The sequence below is a fragment of the Novosphingobium sp. KA1 genome (genome assembly GCF_017309955.1).
GTDB lineage: Bacteria > Pseudomonadota > Alphaproteobacteria > Sphingomonadales > Sphingomonadaceae > Novosphingobium.
Window position 1 is genome coordinate 26,215 of sequence record NZ_CP021248.1, and the last position, 13,488, is coordinate 39,702.

Sequence of the window (13,488 nt, forward strand, 5' to 3'; positions counted from 1 at the left end):
GGGCCGACGAAGGGAACCCACGCCATGCTGGAACCGATCTCCGCCTTGCTCCTCACTTATGCCCTGACCGCGCTGGTCGCCACGCTCGCCGCCGCCGTCCTGTGGCGGCCGCTGTCGATCCTGCTTGCCGAACTGTGCGGCACCGAGGAGCGCTCGCGCTTCTGGACGGTCTGGTCGATGGTGATGATGGTCGCCACGCCGATGCTGTTCGTGTCGATGAGCAGCGTCGCCGTCAGCCCGGCCGATCTCATTCGCGGCACGATGACGAGCGCGCTGATGGGCGTCCTGCTGGCGCTGGTCGGCATGGGCCTTGCGGTCTGGACCCGCAGCCCGCGCCGCGACGCGTGAGGGCGGCGGCGATGCATGTCCTGATCGTCGGGGCGGGCGGCTTCATCGGCCGCCACGTCGCCGGCCGCTTGCTGGCCGCCGGTGCGCGCGTGACCTTGGCCGCGCGCGCACCGGAGCGGCTGCGGCGGTCCTTTCCCATGGCGCGGACGCTGGCCTGCGACCTCGCCCGTGACCGGGCGGCGGACTGGGCGCCGCGCCTTGCCGGCATCGACGCGGTGGTGAACTGTGCCGGGATCATCGGCAACCGCGCCGACTATGCGGGGGTTCATGACCGGGGCGCGCGGGCGCTGTTCGATGCCTGCCTGGCGGCGGGGGTGGGAAGGGTGATCCAGATCTCCTCGCTCGGCGCCGACGAGAGCGGGGTGACCGCCTATCACCGCAGCAAGAAGCGGGCGGACGATCACCTCATGGCCCTCGACCCGGCGGGCGAGCGGATGGGCTGGGCGGTGCTGCGGCTCTCGCTGGTGATGGGGCGCGGCGGGGCCAGCACGGCGCTGTTCACGGCGCTGGCGGCGCTGCCGCTCCTGCCCCGGCTCGGTTCCGGGCGCTGGCAGGTGCAGCCGATCCATATCGACGATCTGGCACGGGCGGTCCTGCGGCTGCTGGAGCGGCCCGGGCCGCTGGCCTGCGCGCTCGATGCGGTGGGGCCGCAGGCGGTCAGCACCGATGAACTGACCGAAGCGCTGCGCGGCTGGCTGGGGCTGGCGCAGGGGCGGGCGCCCAAGCTCTCCTTGCCGAAACCGCTGCTGGCGCTGGTCGCCCGGCTCGGCATCGGTCCGGCCACGCGGGAGAGCCTGACGATGCTGGCGGCGGGCAACACCGCGCCGTCCGCGCCGTTTGTCGCCGCGCTGGGCTTTTGCCCGATGACGCTGGGCGAGGCGCTCGCCCGGTACCCGGCCTGCGCGGCGGACCTCACCGAAGCCCGCCTGCGCGCGCTGGCGCCGGTGCTGGCGGGATTGCTGGCGCTGGTGTGGCTGGGCGGCGGGATCGTCTCGCTGGCCCTTGCGCCGACCGCCACGGTTGCCCCGTGGCTCGGCCGGGTCGGCCTGGCCGGACCCGGGGCGACGGCGGCGCTCTGGGCCGGATCGCTGGCGGACATCGCCGTGGGCCTCGGCCTGATCCTGCGCCGCCGCGGCGCGCCGCTGGCAGGGGTGGCGCTGATGGCGGTCTATACCGCGATCCTGACCGCCGCCGCTCCCGAACTCTGGGCCGATCCGTTCGGCCCGCTCGTCAAGAACCTGGCCGTTCTCGGCCTTTCGCTGGCCCTGTTTGCGATGGAGGGGCGCCGTGGCTGACTATTTCCTGCTCAAGACGATCCATATCCTCAGTTCCACGCTGCTGCTGGGCACCGGGCTCGGCACGGCCTTCCACGGCTGGATGGCGAACCGCAGCGCCAGCCTCGCGGCGCGGCGGGTGGTGAACCGCAATGTCGTGCTGGCGGACTGGCTGTTCACCGCGCCTGCGGTCATCGTCCAGCCGGTGACCGGGGTGTGGCTGGCGCGGCTTGCGGGCTTTCCCCTGAGCAGCGGCTGGCTGGTCGCGGCCATGCTGCTTTATGCGGTGGTCGGGGCCTGCTGGCTGCCGGTCGTGTGGATCCAGATCGCGATGCGCCGGATCGCCGACGACACGCCCGAGGGCGCGTCCTTGCCGCCGCGCTATCACCGCCTGGCGCGATGGTGGTTTGCGCTCGGCTGGCCCGCATTTCTGGGCGTGATCGTGATCTTCTGGCTGATGACCGCCAAGCCGGAGATCGCGTTGTGACCCGCGCGCGCTTGCGGGCGGCGCGGGCGGGCGCTACCAAGGCGCCAGCCGAAGCGTGCTCACGCACGTTGCGGCATGATCGCGCCGGTGCCCCGAAAGGGGCTTAATAGGGAATATGGTGGGAGGGGATTTCCCCTCGAATCCGTGGCTGTCCCTGCAACTGTAAGCGGCGAGCGCGATGCATATCGCGGCGGGGCAAGGACCCTCGCCGCAGCCACTGGGCCGGACGCTAAATCCTGCGAGGCCCGGGAAGGCCGTGCATCAAGCGATGACCCGCGAGCCAGGAGACCTGCCGGCGCATGGTCGCTCTTGCCTTGGTCCAGGGGATGGCCGCGGCACGGAAACTCCGTCTGAGCGACGCATGTGCGGCGGGGGCCGCACCGGCATTCGTGCCGGGCGTCAGGTGGCGTCCGTCCGGCACCGCGATGCCGGCCGCAGGCGCGGCAGGCTCCCCGTCCGGTTTCGCTGGCGCCGACGGGGTTTTTATGGGTTTCCTTTCCTTCACCTTGCGCCGCCGCATCACGGTGCTGTTCGCGGCGCTGATCGCCGCCAATGTCCTGGCCTGGGTCTGGGCCTTTGCCGCCTTCCACGGCAATACGCTGATGCTGGGCACGGCGCTGCTGGCCTGGAGCCTGGGCCTGCGCCACGCGGTCGACGCCGACCACATCGCCGCGATCGACAACGTGACGCGCAAGCTCATGCAGGACGGCCAGCGCCCGCTGACGGTGGGCCTGTGGTTCGCGGTCGGCCATTCCGCGATCGTCCTCGTCGCGGCGACGACGATCGCGATCGCCGCCAGCACCCTGTCCGACTTCGAGGCGATCGGCGAGGCGGGCGGGGTGATCGCCACGGCCATCTCCGCCACCTTCCTGTTCACCATCGCGATCATGAACCTGGCGATCCTGCGCGGGGTCTGGATGCGGTTCCGGCAGGCGCGGCGCGGCGAGATGCCGAATGAGGACGATCTCGACATCCTGCTGGCCGGGCGCGGGCTGATCGCGCGGATCCTGCGCCCGCTGTTCCGGCTGGTGCGATCGAGCTGGCACATGGCGCCGCTCGGTTTCCTGTTCGGGCTGGGGTTCGACACCGCCACCGAAGTCGCCATCCTCGGGCTGTCCGGGGCCCATGCGGCGGACGGCATCGCGCTCGGCACGCTGCTGGTCCTGCCGGTGCTCTTTGCGGTGGGCATGGCGCTGATCGACACCGCCGACGGCGTCATCATGCTGGGCGCCTACGAGTGGGCTTTCGTGAAGCCGATCCGCAAGCTCTACTACAACATCACGATCACGGCGATCTCGGCGCTGGTCGCGCTGGTGATCGGCGCGGTCCAGACCGCCGGGCTGTTCGCCGAGAAACTGGCGCTCGAGGGCCAGCCCTGGGACGGCGCCCGGGCGCTGTCGGAGCGCTTCAACATGCTCGGCTTCCTGATCATCGGCCTGTTCGTGGCCTGCTGGGCAGTGAGCTATGCGATCTACCGCTGGCGCCGCTTCGACGAGATCGAACTGGGCTAGGCGCGTCTATCCGGCGGCTCCTTCAAGGCTCGCCGATGTGGACCGCGAGCCAGATCGTGGGGCTGGCGGTGCGGGTGACGAGATGCGGCATGCCGGCGGGGATCATCAGGTGCTCGCCGGCCGCCAGTGTGCGGCGGCAGGTGCCGTCCAGCAGCAGTTCGGCCGCGCCTTCGAGCACCAGCACCCATTCGTCCCAGTCCTGCACATAGGGCTGGTCGGGCGGGGTGGTCTGGCCGTGCGAGACGATCCGCTCGATCCTCACGCCCGGCGCGCGCAGCAGGTCCTCGAAGCGTTCCTGCGCCTCGTCCCCCGGCGCGACGGCCAGGAGATTGCGCGGGGCCTGCGGCGGACTGTCGCTTGCCACGGCGCGACTAGGCCGCCGGTTGCGGGATCGGCTGGACGACCGGCTGCGAGATCATCTGCACGGGGGCCGGAACGGGAGCGGGTGCCGGTTCCGCTGCCGGTTCCGGCACCGCGGGTTGCACCGGCTGGCCCGCCTGTTCCTGGCCTGCCGGATCCTGCGCCGTCTTGCCGCCGGCGGTGGGCATGCGCGGGCCGTAGACCGGCACGACATCGGGCAGGGTGCGGCCATGCAGCGCCTCGATCTCGGCCTTGCGCTGGCGCAGGTAGAGTTCGCGATAGGCCGCGTAGGGGCGGTCTTCCTTGCGGATCTTGTTGATCTCGTCGTCGAAGGCGGCGCGCTCGCCCAGCTGGTTGAGCACGATCATCGGCAACGCCACTTCCGGCTTGGTGAAGGGCTTGCCGAGCAGGGCCGGGGAGGCAAGGTTGTCCACCGAATCGCCGATCAGGTCGCGCAGCGTCGTCGGGCCGATGATCGGCAGGTACATGTAGGGCCCGGGGCCGACACCGTAATAGCCCAGCACGTTGGCGAGGCCATTGGGACGATAGGGCAGGTGGAAGGGCTTGCGCTTGGCCACGTCCATGACGCCGCCGACGCCCAGCGTGGTGTTGATCGCGAAGCGTCCCACGGTCTCCATCGCCTTGCCGGGCTTGAGTTCGAGCAGGAAGGCCACAAAGACCACCGGCTCGCCCAGGTTGGTGAAGAAGTTGCGCAGGCCCTGGCGGATCGGGCGCGGCAGGCCCTTGTTATAGGCCTTGGCGACGGGTTCGACCACCGCGCTGTCGACCGCCTGCACCGCCTTGAACGACTGTTCGTTGATGCGCTCCAGCGGGTCGCCCGGCGGCGGCGGCTTGCGGCGGGTGACGAGAATGTCGTCGCCGATCGTCTCGTTGTCGGCGCCCTGCTCGCTGGCCGGCTCACCGGCCTGCTGTTCGGCAGCCGCGGCCGCGGGATCGATCAGGGGCACCGGGGATGCCGCGAAGGCGGGCAGGGGGACGCTGACCGGCCCGCCCGTGATCTGCCCGCCTGTCACCGGTGCGCCTGCGACGGGCTGGGCGGCGGGGGCGGCATCGGTCTGGGGAAGGTCGCCCCCTTCAGGAAGCGCGGAACCCATCATCAATACGACAGCGGCGGCCGTCAGACTCATTCGATCGTCCTTGTCGGGTGGCCGCCGGATGCGGGGCCAGCCTTGCAGAGTAGAGCATGCTCCCGGCGCGGTCTCGACGGGGAATCGAGGGGGCGGATCGCGCGGGGGGGCGGCAATTACGTGAGCGGCCTTGCCGGGGGGCGCCGCAGGTCGGGCGGCAATGTTCGATTGCCATTGGACATGCGGCTATGCGCGATTGCCGCTTTCGTCAATCCAGTGCCAGATCTGTCGAGGATCCTTTCGATGAATGGGGCGATGGAACGGTTTTTGGACGCTATTGCCTGTCGATATTGGGGCCGGTGAGGGCGCCCGCAACCCCATCAACGCCAGAAAGGCCTTGCGGTTGCGAATTCGTCGTAGTCGCTGGCGGCCGCACGCAGCAGGCGGGCCTGCTCGGCCTTTTCGGCATCGGCGGTCGGAACCCGGCGCGGCGCAAGGCCCAGCCGGGCACGGACCGCCGGCGCGGTGACCCGGTCGTTGAGCGTGCCGAGCCGCTCCTGCAGCCTTTCCACGCGGGCGACAAAGCGCCTGGCGCGGCGGCCTTCGCGTTCCTGCGGATAGAGCGCGGCAAAGAAGTCGGCCGCATAGCGCAGCTTCTTGGCGGCCTTGCGGACGTCATGGCGGGCTTCGTCGCCGAGCGCCGCCAGATGGCGGCCGCGCTTGCGCAGGACCTTGCGGCGACGGGTCAGCACTGCGGCGGCAAAGGCGCCGAGGGACGGCTCGCCCAAAGCGGGATCGGGGGCCGCCTCGGGGGCTGCATCGGGAGCGGCGCGGCGCCAGCGGCCGACCGCGATCCATTCGGCAAGGTCGAGCATCAGCATGCGGCACCGCTTGGAGCGCAGCGCCGCCGCCGCTTCGCCCGCAGCCTTGCGTCTGGCGGCGCAGAGCGGGGCGATGGCCTCCGGATCGTCGTCGTTCGCGAGCAGCACGTCGATCTCGCGCATGGCGCCCAGCTTTCCGGCCAGCCATTGCAGCTCGCGCTGGAAGCGGGCCAGCGTGCGCGGCTCCTGCACCACCGGACGGTAGAGTGAGAGCGCCGAGCGCAGCCGCCGGATCGCGACGCGGGCCTGATGCAGCGCATGGGCGTCGCCATGGTCGAGCAGCGCGGGCAGGTTGCGGTGAAAGTGGCCGAGACAGTGGCCGACGATCAGCACGAGCGAATCCGCCACGCTCATCTGCGGGGTCAGGCGGACCCGCCCCGCCTTGGGCGCGGGCGCCGCCGGCCCCAGCAGGCGATAGCCGCGCTCGGCCTTGCTGAGCACGCAGATCCTTGCGGGAACCCGGGCCTCGATCTCGCGGGCCAGGGCAAAAAGCGCGTCAAGCTGCGCGCCCTTGCGCTCCAGTTCCACCTCGCAGAGCGGCGCCAGGCGTTCGCCCGCGACGATCCGTCCCTCATCGAGCGCGATCTCGATGCCGTCCCGGTTCCACACCCGCCGCTCGTTCTCGACCACAAAGACCGGCGCCAGCAGCGCGGTGCGGTGGCCGAGCAGGGCGGTCACCGGATTGTCCTCGTCCAGCACCGGCTGGTTGCCGGCGATCTCGCGCTCCCATTCGCTGCGCACGAGCATACCGGCGGCACTGCCATCCGCCTTGATCGTCTGCTTGTGGCGCCGCCCGCTGCGCCGCACCCGCAGCGACAGGCCCGCGCGGGCCAGCGCATGGTCCGGCGTGTCGAAATAGGTCGATTCCTGGGAAACCAGCCGGGGCGCACCGCCCAGCAGCCCGCAGTCGGCCAGCAGGTCGGCATCGTAGGGCGAGAGTTCGAGCTTGAGCTCTTCTTCCAGTGCGCTGGTGTCCGCCATGGTTTCCCCGTCTTGCGTTCAGCCTGCCGCGCGGATGCGGGCCTGCCCGTTGGTCTGGTCGCCTTTCCCCGCCGCGCCGGGCGCGAGGGCACGGTAGATCCGTGCCACGCTCCGTCCGGCGGCATCCCAGGAATAGGCGGCGCTGTTCCGGCGGGCCGCTGCGCCCATGGCCCGGCGCACGTCCGGGGCGGCGGCCAGCGCCGCGAGGCGGCCGGCATAGGCCGCCAGGTCCCGGGGCGGGCAGAGGTAGCCGGCGGGAGCCTGCCGCTGCTGGCCGGGACCGAGCAACATGCGGGCGCTGGGCGCATCGGCGCTGACCACCGGCACGCCCGAGGCCATCGCTTCGAGAATGACGTTGCCGAAGGCCTCGGTGGTGCTGGGGCAGAGCATGGCATCGGCGCTGGCGACAGCCCGGGCCAGCGCGTCACCGGCGAGATGGCCGGTCATCACCGTGCCGGGCAGCGCGGCGAAGGCATCGGCCGCCGGTCCCGCGCCGACTACCAGCGCGCGGGCGGGAACGTCCTTCTGCAAGGCGCGCATCGCGGCGGTGAAGGTGGCGATGCCCTTTTCGAGCACCAGCCGGCCGAAGAACAGCACGACAAAGTCCTCGTCGCGCAGGCCTTGCGCCCGCCGCCATGCCATGTCGCGGCGGGCGGGGTGGAACAGGCTGCGGTCGATCCCCCGGCTCCAGACGCTGACGTGATCGTCGCCGCGCAGCCGCGTGAACTGCTCGGCAAGGGCGGGGGTGGGGGCCAGCACGTGATCGCTGCGGCGGTAGAACCGGTCGAGATGCGCGCAGATCAGCGGGCGCAGCCAGCCCAGCCGGTAATAGTCGAGGTAGGTCTCGAAACGGGTATGCATGCTGGCGACGACGGGGATGCCGCGGCGCAAGGCGTAAGTCTGGGCGCGGGTGCCGAGAATGTCGGGGGCGGATACGTGGACCATGTCAGGCCGGAACTGCTCCAGATCGCGGCGGACGCTGCGCGGCAGGCCGAGTGCCAGCCGGAACTCCCGGCGCCGCGGCAGCGCGACCGAGGGGACCGGGACCAGCGTGCCGGTCGGTTCGAAGGCGGGGGACCGGGAGACCGGGGAATAGGCGCGGACTTCGCAGCCTTCGTGCGTTTCGAGATGGGCGGCCAGCCTGTTGAGCGCCTGGTTGGCGCCGTCGCGAACGTAATTGTAGTTTCCGGAGAAAAGGGCGATCCGCATGAGTCAGACCTGCCGGAAGTTGAGAACGGCGTTGAGCAGGAACACGGCCAGCCCGGCAATGACCGAAACGAGGGTACGGGCAATCAGGTAATGCATCGGCGTGAAGTAGAGCAGCGCGGCAAAAAGCGCCATGGTGAGGAGCAGCCCGATGCCCGAATTGGCCAGGAACAACCAGTATCCGGCATGTATTCCGCGGGCGCTTCCGGGAAATATCCACGCACGCCCAATGACATAGTGCAGCGAGTTGGAGACCAGGAAACTGACGCCGGCAGCGCCCACCGCGCCCACCGCGAGCCGCTCCACCAGCAGCCACAGGATGCCCAGGCGGACCAGGAACACGCCGATGCTGACGGCCGTGTTGCGGGCCAGCATCGCGGCGACCCGACGCGACAGCAGGCGGCCGGCGAGCGCAGGGCCGCCGGCAGGCTGCAGGGGGGCGCCTTCGGGCTGCGCCAGCGGCTTGCTCATCGCTCCACCGCCGTTCCCGGCGCGATGGGGCCGGCGGCCGTTTGCGCATCGGCGGCATCCGGCCAGTCGGTCCGTCGGCGCTGGAACGGGTTGAGGAACAGGACCGGCAGTTTCAGGAACAGCAGCTCGGAATGGATGAAGGTGTCGGTCCAGCGCTCGCGGCGGCGATAGGGGCGGGAGCGGCGCCGTTCCAGCCAGCCCTCGTAGGGCGCCCAGTGGCTTGGCTCGTCCTCGCGGATCACGCGGAAGATCCGCATCATTACGGGATCGCTGCGCACGAAACGGTTTGCCAGCAGGGCCTCGACCTGGCGGTAGCCGCGCTGCTCGGTCAGCGAGATCACCCGGCACAACCGCTCGAACAGGTCGTCGCGGTCGATCACGGCCTGGGTGTCGAGCCGGTCGATGGTCCGGCCGAAGACGAGTTCGACGAAGCGGTCGATGTGGCCGAAGCGGCGGCCGAGCGCGAGCGGCATGACCCCGCGCCGTTCGAACCACCTTCGGAACATCACGTAGTGCTTGCGTTCGTCCCGGCGGTGCTGCTCGATGGCGCGGATCAGTTCCAGATCGTCGGGGGAGCGGGCGCGCACCGCCTGCAGCACCCGGTCGATCGCGGTGTAGCCGCGATGTTCGTTGTAGAGGTAGATCGATCCCAGCACATCGAGATAACGCTGCCTGATCCCGCTCGCCATGCCTGCCTCCACCCAAAGCGTTCTGAACGCGCTTCCTCAGGCGGAAATCATGAACCCAAACGGGCGGGAGGGGAAGGGGCGGGCCGTTCGCCCGTCATCGCGGCCCGTCATCCCGGCCGGTCATCACTGTGGCTCGCCGCGCCCGGACTGCCCGAGGCGCCGATGCCAGCCGATCGCCGCCTGCCCGGCAATCGTGCGCAGGTCCCGCAAGGCGCTGCCCTGTTCGGCCAGGCGGAAGCGGCGCGGCAGGCGGCCGACATCGTGGAGGGCGATCTCCGCCTCGACGCTGGCCAGCCCGGCGCGGCGGCGGGCGGCCTCGATCTCGGCGACCGGCCCTTGCGCCTCCACGGCGTCGAAGTAGGCACGGTTGGCGGCGATGCCCTCCGCGATCCGGACCTTGAGCGAGGCGCCGAAGTCCGGCCAGAGCAGGAACACCGCCAGCAGCGCGGCGAGGCTGCCGATCACGTTGTCGACGATCCGCGCACCGGCAATGCCCGCGCCGGGCTGGAGCATCTCGGTGACGATCACGAAGAGCATCGTCAGGAACACCACGAAGGCGGTGTAGTTGACCGAACGCAGCGCGATCGCGTCGCAGGCGAGCGCCAGGGCCAGCAGCGAAAGCGCCAGCGGGCCGTGGAACACCAGCAGCAGCGCCATCGCGATCAGCCCGCCGAGCAGGCTGCCGAGAATGCGTTCCAGGCAGCGCGTCCAGGTCACCCGCGCGCCGCCCTGCAGCACGACCACGACCGCCATCGCCGCCCAGTAGGGATAGCCGAGGTGGAGCACGATGGCGGCGTAATAGACCGCGATCAGCCCGGCGGACTGGCGCAGCGCCTGGCGCAGGGCGGGCGGTGCGAAGCCCATTGCGTGCGTGGTGGGGGGCGGGTCGGGGGCGGGCGTAAGGGCCGGGGCGGGGTCTGCCAGGCTATCCAGCGCTTTGGCAAAAGCCAGCGTGCAGCCGGCAAACAGGCTTTCCCCCAGGCGCGGCCGCAGCCGGTCCAGTCGCGCCGCCGCCCAGCGCAGCGGGCGCGGTCCGTGGTGCCCGCGGGTTTGCGTCAGGCGCCAGGCCAGCAGGGTCGTGCGGCAGGCGCGGGCGGTGGCGAGCCGTTCGTCGACCGGGCCGATCCGGTCGATGTAGGCCTGGTCGAGCGCGATCAGCGCCGCGAACAGGGTTTCGGCGGCACGGCAGGCGCGGGCGTAGGGTCCGGTCGCCGCGGGATCGCCGGCATAACGCTCCAGCATCGCCCGCAGGCGTTCGATCGCCATGCGCACGGTGCGGCGGTGTTCGGCATGTTCGCTGTGCCAGCGGTCGTCCCGGTGCCGCCCCTCGCCCAGCACCACGAGGCTGTCCGCCATGTCCTGAAGGCGGATGACGACCGCCTCGCTGGCGCGGGCGAGTGGCAGCAGCGGGTCGATCCGCCAGAGGTGGTTGATGAGCAGGTAGGCCCAGGCCGCGCCGCCCAGGAAGGCCGCCGCCTGCACGCTCGCCAGGGCCAGCGGCTGGCGGAAGCCCACCGCGACCACCGCGACGACCGCGAGCAGCGTGCCCAGCAGGCCGCCATAGGCGATGCGCGAAGACCACAGGACGGCGGCGAAGACAAACAGCGGCCCGACGATCATGCCCGCGAAGGGGGCGGCAGCGGCGATCCACGAGCCGGTCAGCGCGATCAGCGCGCCGCAGACCACAAAGGTGCCGAGCAGGCGCCGCCGCAGGCGGTCCGGACCGGGGGCATCGCACAGGCAGGTCCAGAAGGCGGCAAATACCGCCCAGCCCATGCCGGGGTGGCCGGTGCCGACCGCGAGGGCCAGCGGCAGCGCCACCGCGAGCGCCGCGCGCAGCCCCTCGGCATGGCTGAACTGCTCCGGCACCAGCCCGAACGAGCGCAGTTCCAGCCGCCGCGCCGCCCAGCGCACCAGGGTGCGCGCCTGCGACGGCCTGGCGCGCGGGCGGGCGATGGCAGCGGGGCGGGACGGGGCGGAAGCAGGGGCGGCTGGATCGGTCATGACGGTTGCCCGACCCTGACGCCTGCCGCCCCGCGCATCAACCCGGTTTCGCGGCGGCAAGGATCGTCCTGGTTCGAAGAGCCCGAAGGGTCCGAAGGCAAGCTGTGCATGAGGTCCTACCAATTTATCTTGCTTCGCCGTTTAGACTATCGGATAGAACGAATCACGCCGTTTGTTTGGTGAAAATGGTAGGACCAATTGAGCCGATTGCATGTCCTTGATGACAGGAGCGCCGCATGAGCGCCTTGCCCGACCGGCTTGAGGCGATGATCTCGGCCCGCGCGCTCATGCCGGGGGACCGGCTGCCTGCCGAACGCACGCTGGCGGCGCAGTTCGGGGTGTCGCGCTCGGCCTTGCGCGAGGCGATCAAGCACCTTGCCTCGCGCGGGCGGGTGGTCAGCCGCCAGGGCGGCGGCACTTACGTTGCGGCGGCGCAGGAGGGCGAGCCGCTGCGCGATGCGCTGCTGGAACTGGCGCCGCTGGCCCGGGGCGAGGCCGGTTACTGGCGCGACGTCCTGGAAATCCGCAAGTCGCTGGAGGCCGATGCCGCCGCCTTTGCCGCGCGCCGCGCCGACGAGGCGGACCGCGCGCGGATCGCGGCGGCCTGCGATGTGCTGTCCCGCGCGCTGCAGTCGGAGCGGGGCGATAGCGGGGCGGCAGAGGCCCCGCTGGGGCTCGCCAGGCTCGACGCCGCCTTTCACATGGCGATTGCCCGCGCGGCGCACAATGCCGTGCTCCATCAGGTCATGATCGGTCTTCAGGGGCTGCTCGAAACCAGCATTTCCGACAGTCTGGCGCGGCTCTACCGGTTGCCCGGCGTGCCCGGCCAGCTCGATCTCCAGCACCGCCGGATCATGGACGCGGTGCTGGGCGCGGACGCCGAGGCGGCGCGCGCCGCCGCCATTGCCCACCTCTGCTACGTCGAGGACCGGCTGGAGGACATCGAAAGCGATGCCGCCCGCCAGCAGCGCGCGGCGCAGGCACTACGACACATCAGGAACACCGAGGACGCCCCGTCATGATCATCTCCTCCACCACCGACTACCGCGAGGCGGCCCGCCGCCACCTGCCGCCGTTCCTGTTCCACTACATCGACGGCGGCGCCTATGCGGAGCAGACGATGCGCCGCAACATGGCGGACCTGCAGGATCTGGCGCTCCGGCAGCGGGTGCTGAAGGGGGTGGGGCAGGTGGACCTGTCCACCCGCGTGCTTGGCGAGGACTTCGCGCTGCCGGTGGCGCTGGCGCCGGTCGGCCTCACCGGCATGTATGCGCGGCGCGGCGAGGTGCAGGCGGCCCGCGCGGCGGCCTCGCGCGGGGTTCCCTTCACGATGTCCTCGGTCTCGGTCTGCCCGATCGAGGAAGTGCAGCCGGCGATCGAGCGGCCGATGTGGTTCCAGCTCTACGTGCTCAAGGACCGCGGCTTCATGCAGAACGCGCTCGACCGGGCCTGGGCGGCGGGTGTGCGCACGCTGGTCTTCACGGTCGACATGCCGGTGCCCGGTGCGCGCTACCGCGACCGCCATTCGGGCATGTCCGGGCCCAACGCGGCGCTGCGGCGGATGCTGCAGGCGGTGACCCATCCCGGCTGGGCCTGGGACGTCGGCTTGATGGGGCGCCCGCACGATCTCGGCAATGTCTCGGCCTATCTTGGCAAGGCCATCACGCTGGAGGACTATGTCGGCTGGCTCGGCGCCAATTTCGACCCGTCGATCGGCTGGCGCGATCTCGAGTGGATCCGCGAGAGCTGGAAGGGGGCGATGGTGCTCAAGGGCATTCTCGATGCCGATGACGCCCGCGATGCGGTGCGTTTCGGCGCCGACGGCATCGTTGTTTCCAACCACGGCGGCCGCCAGCTCGACGGCGTGCTGTCGAGCGCGCGGGCACTGCCGGTGATTGCCGACGCGGTGAAGGGCGAGCTTACGCTCATGGCCGATTCCGGCATCCGCTCCGGCCTCGACGTGGTGCGCATGCTGGCGCTGGGCGCCGATGCGGTCCTGCTGGGCCGCGCCTTTGTCTATGCGCTGGCGGCGGGCGGCGAGTTGGGGGGCGAGGCGGGGGTCGCCAACCTGCTCGACCTTGTCGCCAGCGAGATGCGGGTGGCGATGACGCTGACCGGCGCGCGCGCGATCGGCGAAATCTCGCGCGACAGCCTGGTGAGCGCGGGGCTGGTCTCGCCCTGATCCGCC

Annotated in this window: 13 protein-coding genes and 1 riboswitch; of the genes, 6 read left to right on the forward strand and 7 right to left on the reverse strand. The window is 71.0% G+C overall.

What is annotated here, in order from left to right; all coding sequences use genetic code 11:
- Positions 1-24: 24 nt before the first annotated feature.
- The 4 genes from CA833_RS17920 (at position 25) to CA833_RS17935 (ending at position 3,620) form a co-directional block, all read left to right on the forward strand.
- Positions 25-348: a hypothetical protein gene (locus tag CA833_RS17920; RefSeq protein ID WP_207080661.1), complete on the forward strand. Its 324-nt coding sequence runs from the start codon at positions 25-27 to the stop codon at positions 346-348.
- Positions 349-359: 11 nt separating this feature from the next.
- Positions 360-1,643, forward strand: coding sequence for an SDR family oxidoreductase (locus CA833_RS17925; RefSeq protein ID WP_207080662.1), 1,284 nt, complete (start codon positions 360-362; stop codon positions 1,641-1,643).
- A complete protein-coding gene (locus tag CA833_RS17930; RefSeq protein WP_142638144.1) occupies positions 1,636-2,109 on the forward strand; it encodes a DUF2269 domain-containing protein in 474 nt (157 codons plus the stop codon). Before CA833_RS17925 ends, CA833_RS17930 begins: the two co-directional genes overlap by 8 nt.
- Before the next feature lie 68 nt (positions 2,110-2,177).
- Positions 2,178-2,421, forward strand: a riboswitch (cobalamin riboswitch).
- A gap of 173 nt (positions 2,422-2,594) precedes the next feature.
- Positions 2,595-3,620, forward strand: a complete 1,026-nt coding sequence (locus CA833_RS17935; protein ID WP_242526517.1) for a HoxN/HupN/NixA family nickel/cobalt transporter — start codon at positions 2,595-2,597, stop codon at positions 3,618-3,620.
- Positions 3,621-3,642: 22 nt separating this feature from the next.
- Here CA833_RS17935 and CA833_RS17940 read toward each other — a convergent pair whose 3' ends face one another.
- From CA833_RS17940 to CA833_RS17970, 7 genes are all read right to left on the reverse strand, one after another.
- Positions 3,643-3,984: a cupin domain-containing protein gene (locus CA833_RS17940; RefSeq protein ID WP_207080663.1), complete on the reverse strand. Its 342-nt coding sequence runs from the start codon at positions 3,982-3,984 to the stop codon at positions 3,643-3,645.
- A gap of 7 nt (positions 3,985-3,991) precedes the next feature.
- Entirely contained in the window at positions 3,992-5,128 is a 1,137-nt protein-coding gene (locus CA833_RS17945) for a VacJ family lipoprotein (protein ID WP_207080664.1), read from the reverse strand.
- A 320-nt stretch (positions 5,129-5,448) separates the two neighbouring features.
- Positions 5,449-6,930, reverse strand: coding sequence for a CHAD domain-containing protein (locus CA833_RS17950; RefSeq protein ID WP_207080665.1), 1,482 nt, complete (start codon positions 6,928-6,930; stop codon positions 5,449-5,451).
- Positions 6,931-6,948: 18 nt separating this feature from the next.
- Positions 6,949-8,139: a glycosyltransferase family 1 protein gene (locus CA833_RS17955; RefSeq protein WP_207080666.1), complete on the reverse strand. Its 1,191-nt coding sequence runs from the start codon at positions 8,137-8,139 to the stop codon at positions 6,949-6,951.
- A gap of 3 nt (positions 8,140-8,142) precedes the next feature.
- Complete coding sequence (locus tag CA833_RS17960; RefSeq protein WP_207080667.1) at positions 8,143-8,607, reverse strand: GtrA family protein; 465 nt, start codon at positions 8,605-8,607, stop codon at positions 8,143-8,145.
- Positions 8,604-9,296 carry a ferritin-like domain-containing protein gene (locus tag CA833_RS17965; protein WP_207080668.1) on the reverse strand — a complete coding sequence of 231 codons (693 nt, stop codon included), beginning with the start codon at positions 9,294-9,296 and terminating at the stop codon, positions 8,604-8,606. The genes CA833_RS17960 and CA833_RS17965 overlap by 4 nt, the downstream gene beginning before the upstream one ends.
- Positions 9,297-9,419: 123 nt before the next feature.
- Positions 9,420-11,300 carry an FUSC family protein gene (locus CA833_RS17970; RefSeq protein WP_207080669.1) on the reverse strand — a complete coding sequence of 627 codons (1,881 nt, stop codon included), beginning with the start codon at positions 11,298-11,300 and terminating at the stop codon, positions 9,420-9,422.
- Between the two features lie 236 nt (positions 11,301-11,536).
- Here CA833_RS17970 and CA833_RS17975 point away from each other — a divergent pair, with 236 nt between their 5' ends.
- Both CA833_RS17975 and lldD read left to right on the forward strand, forming a co-directional pair.
- Positions 11,537-12,322 (forward strand): FCD domain-containing protein, encoded by a 786-nt coding sequence (locus CA833_RS17975; protein WP_207080670.1) that lies wholly within the window; start codon positions 11,537-11,539, stop codon positions 12,320-12,322.
- Positions 12,319-13,482, forward strand: coding sequence for an FMN-dependent L-lactate dehydrogenase LldD (gene lldD, locus CA833_RS17980; protein WP_207080671.1), 1,164 nt, complete (start codon positions 12,319-12,321; stop codon positions 13,480-13,482). Before CA833_RS17975 ends, lldD begins: the two co-directional genes overlap by 4 nt.
- Positions 13,483-13,488 lie beyond the last annotated feature (6 nt).

What these genes read in the sequence shown, in the direction of transcription:
- CA833_RS17920 (WP_207080661.1), top strand. Translation starts at nt 25, where the DNA reads ATGCTGGAACCGATCTCCGCCTTGCTCCTCACTTATGCCCTGACCGCG.
- CA833_RS17925 (WP_207080662.1), top strand. Translation starts at nt 360, where the DNA reads ATGCATGTCCTGATCGTCGGGGCGGGCGGCTTCATCGGCCGCCACGTC.
- CA833_RS17935 (WP_242526517.1), top strand. Translation starts at nt 2,595, where the DNA reads ATGGGTTTCCTTTCCTTCACCTTGCGCCGCCGCATCACGGTGCTGTTC.
- CA833_RS17945 (WP_207080664.1), bottom strand. Translation starts at nt 5,128, where the DNA reads ATGAGTCTGACGGCCGCCGCTGTCGTATTGATGATGGGTTCCGCGCTT.
- CA833_RS17950 (WP_207080665.1), bottom strand. Translation starts at nt 6,930, where the DNA reads ATGGCGGACACCAGCGCACTGGAAGAAGAGCTCAAGCTCGAACTCTCG.
- CA833_RS17955 (WP_207080666.1), bottom strand. Translation starts at nt 8,139, where the DNA reads ATGCGGATCGCCCTTTTCTCCGGAAACTACAATTACGTTCGCGACGGC.
- CA833_RS17960 (WP_207080667.1), bottom strand. Translation starts at nt 8,607, where the DNA reads ATGAGCAAGCCGCTGGCGCAGCCCGAAGGCGCCCCCCTGCAGCCTGCC.
- CA833_RS17965 (WP_207080668.1), bottom strand. Translation starts at nt 9,296, where the DNA reads ATGGCGAGCGGGATCAGGCAGCGTTATCTCGATGTGCTGGGATCGATC.
- CA833_RS17970 (WP_207080669.1), bottom strand. Translation starts at nt 11,300, where the DNA reads ATGACCGATCCAGCCGCCCCTGCTTCCGCCCCGTCCCGCCCCGCTGCC.
- CA833_RS17975 (WP_207080670.1), top strand. Translation starts at nt 11,537, where the DNA reads ATGAGCGCCTTGCCCGACCGGCTTGAGGCGATGATCTCGGCCCGCGCG.
- lldD (WP_207080671.1), top strand. Translation starts at nt 12,319, where the DNA reads ATGATCATCTCCTCCACCACCGACTACCGCGAGGCGGCCCGCCGCCAC.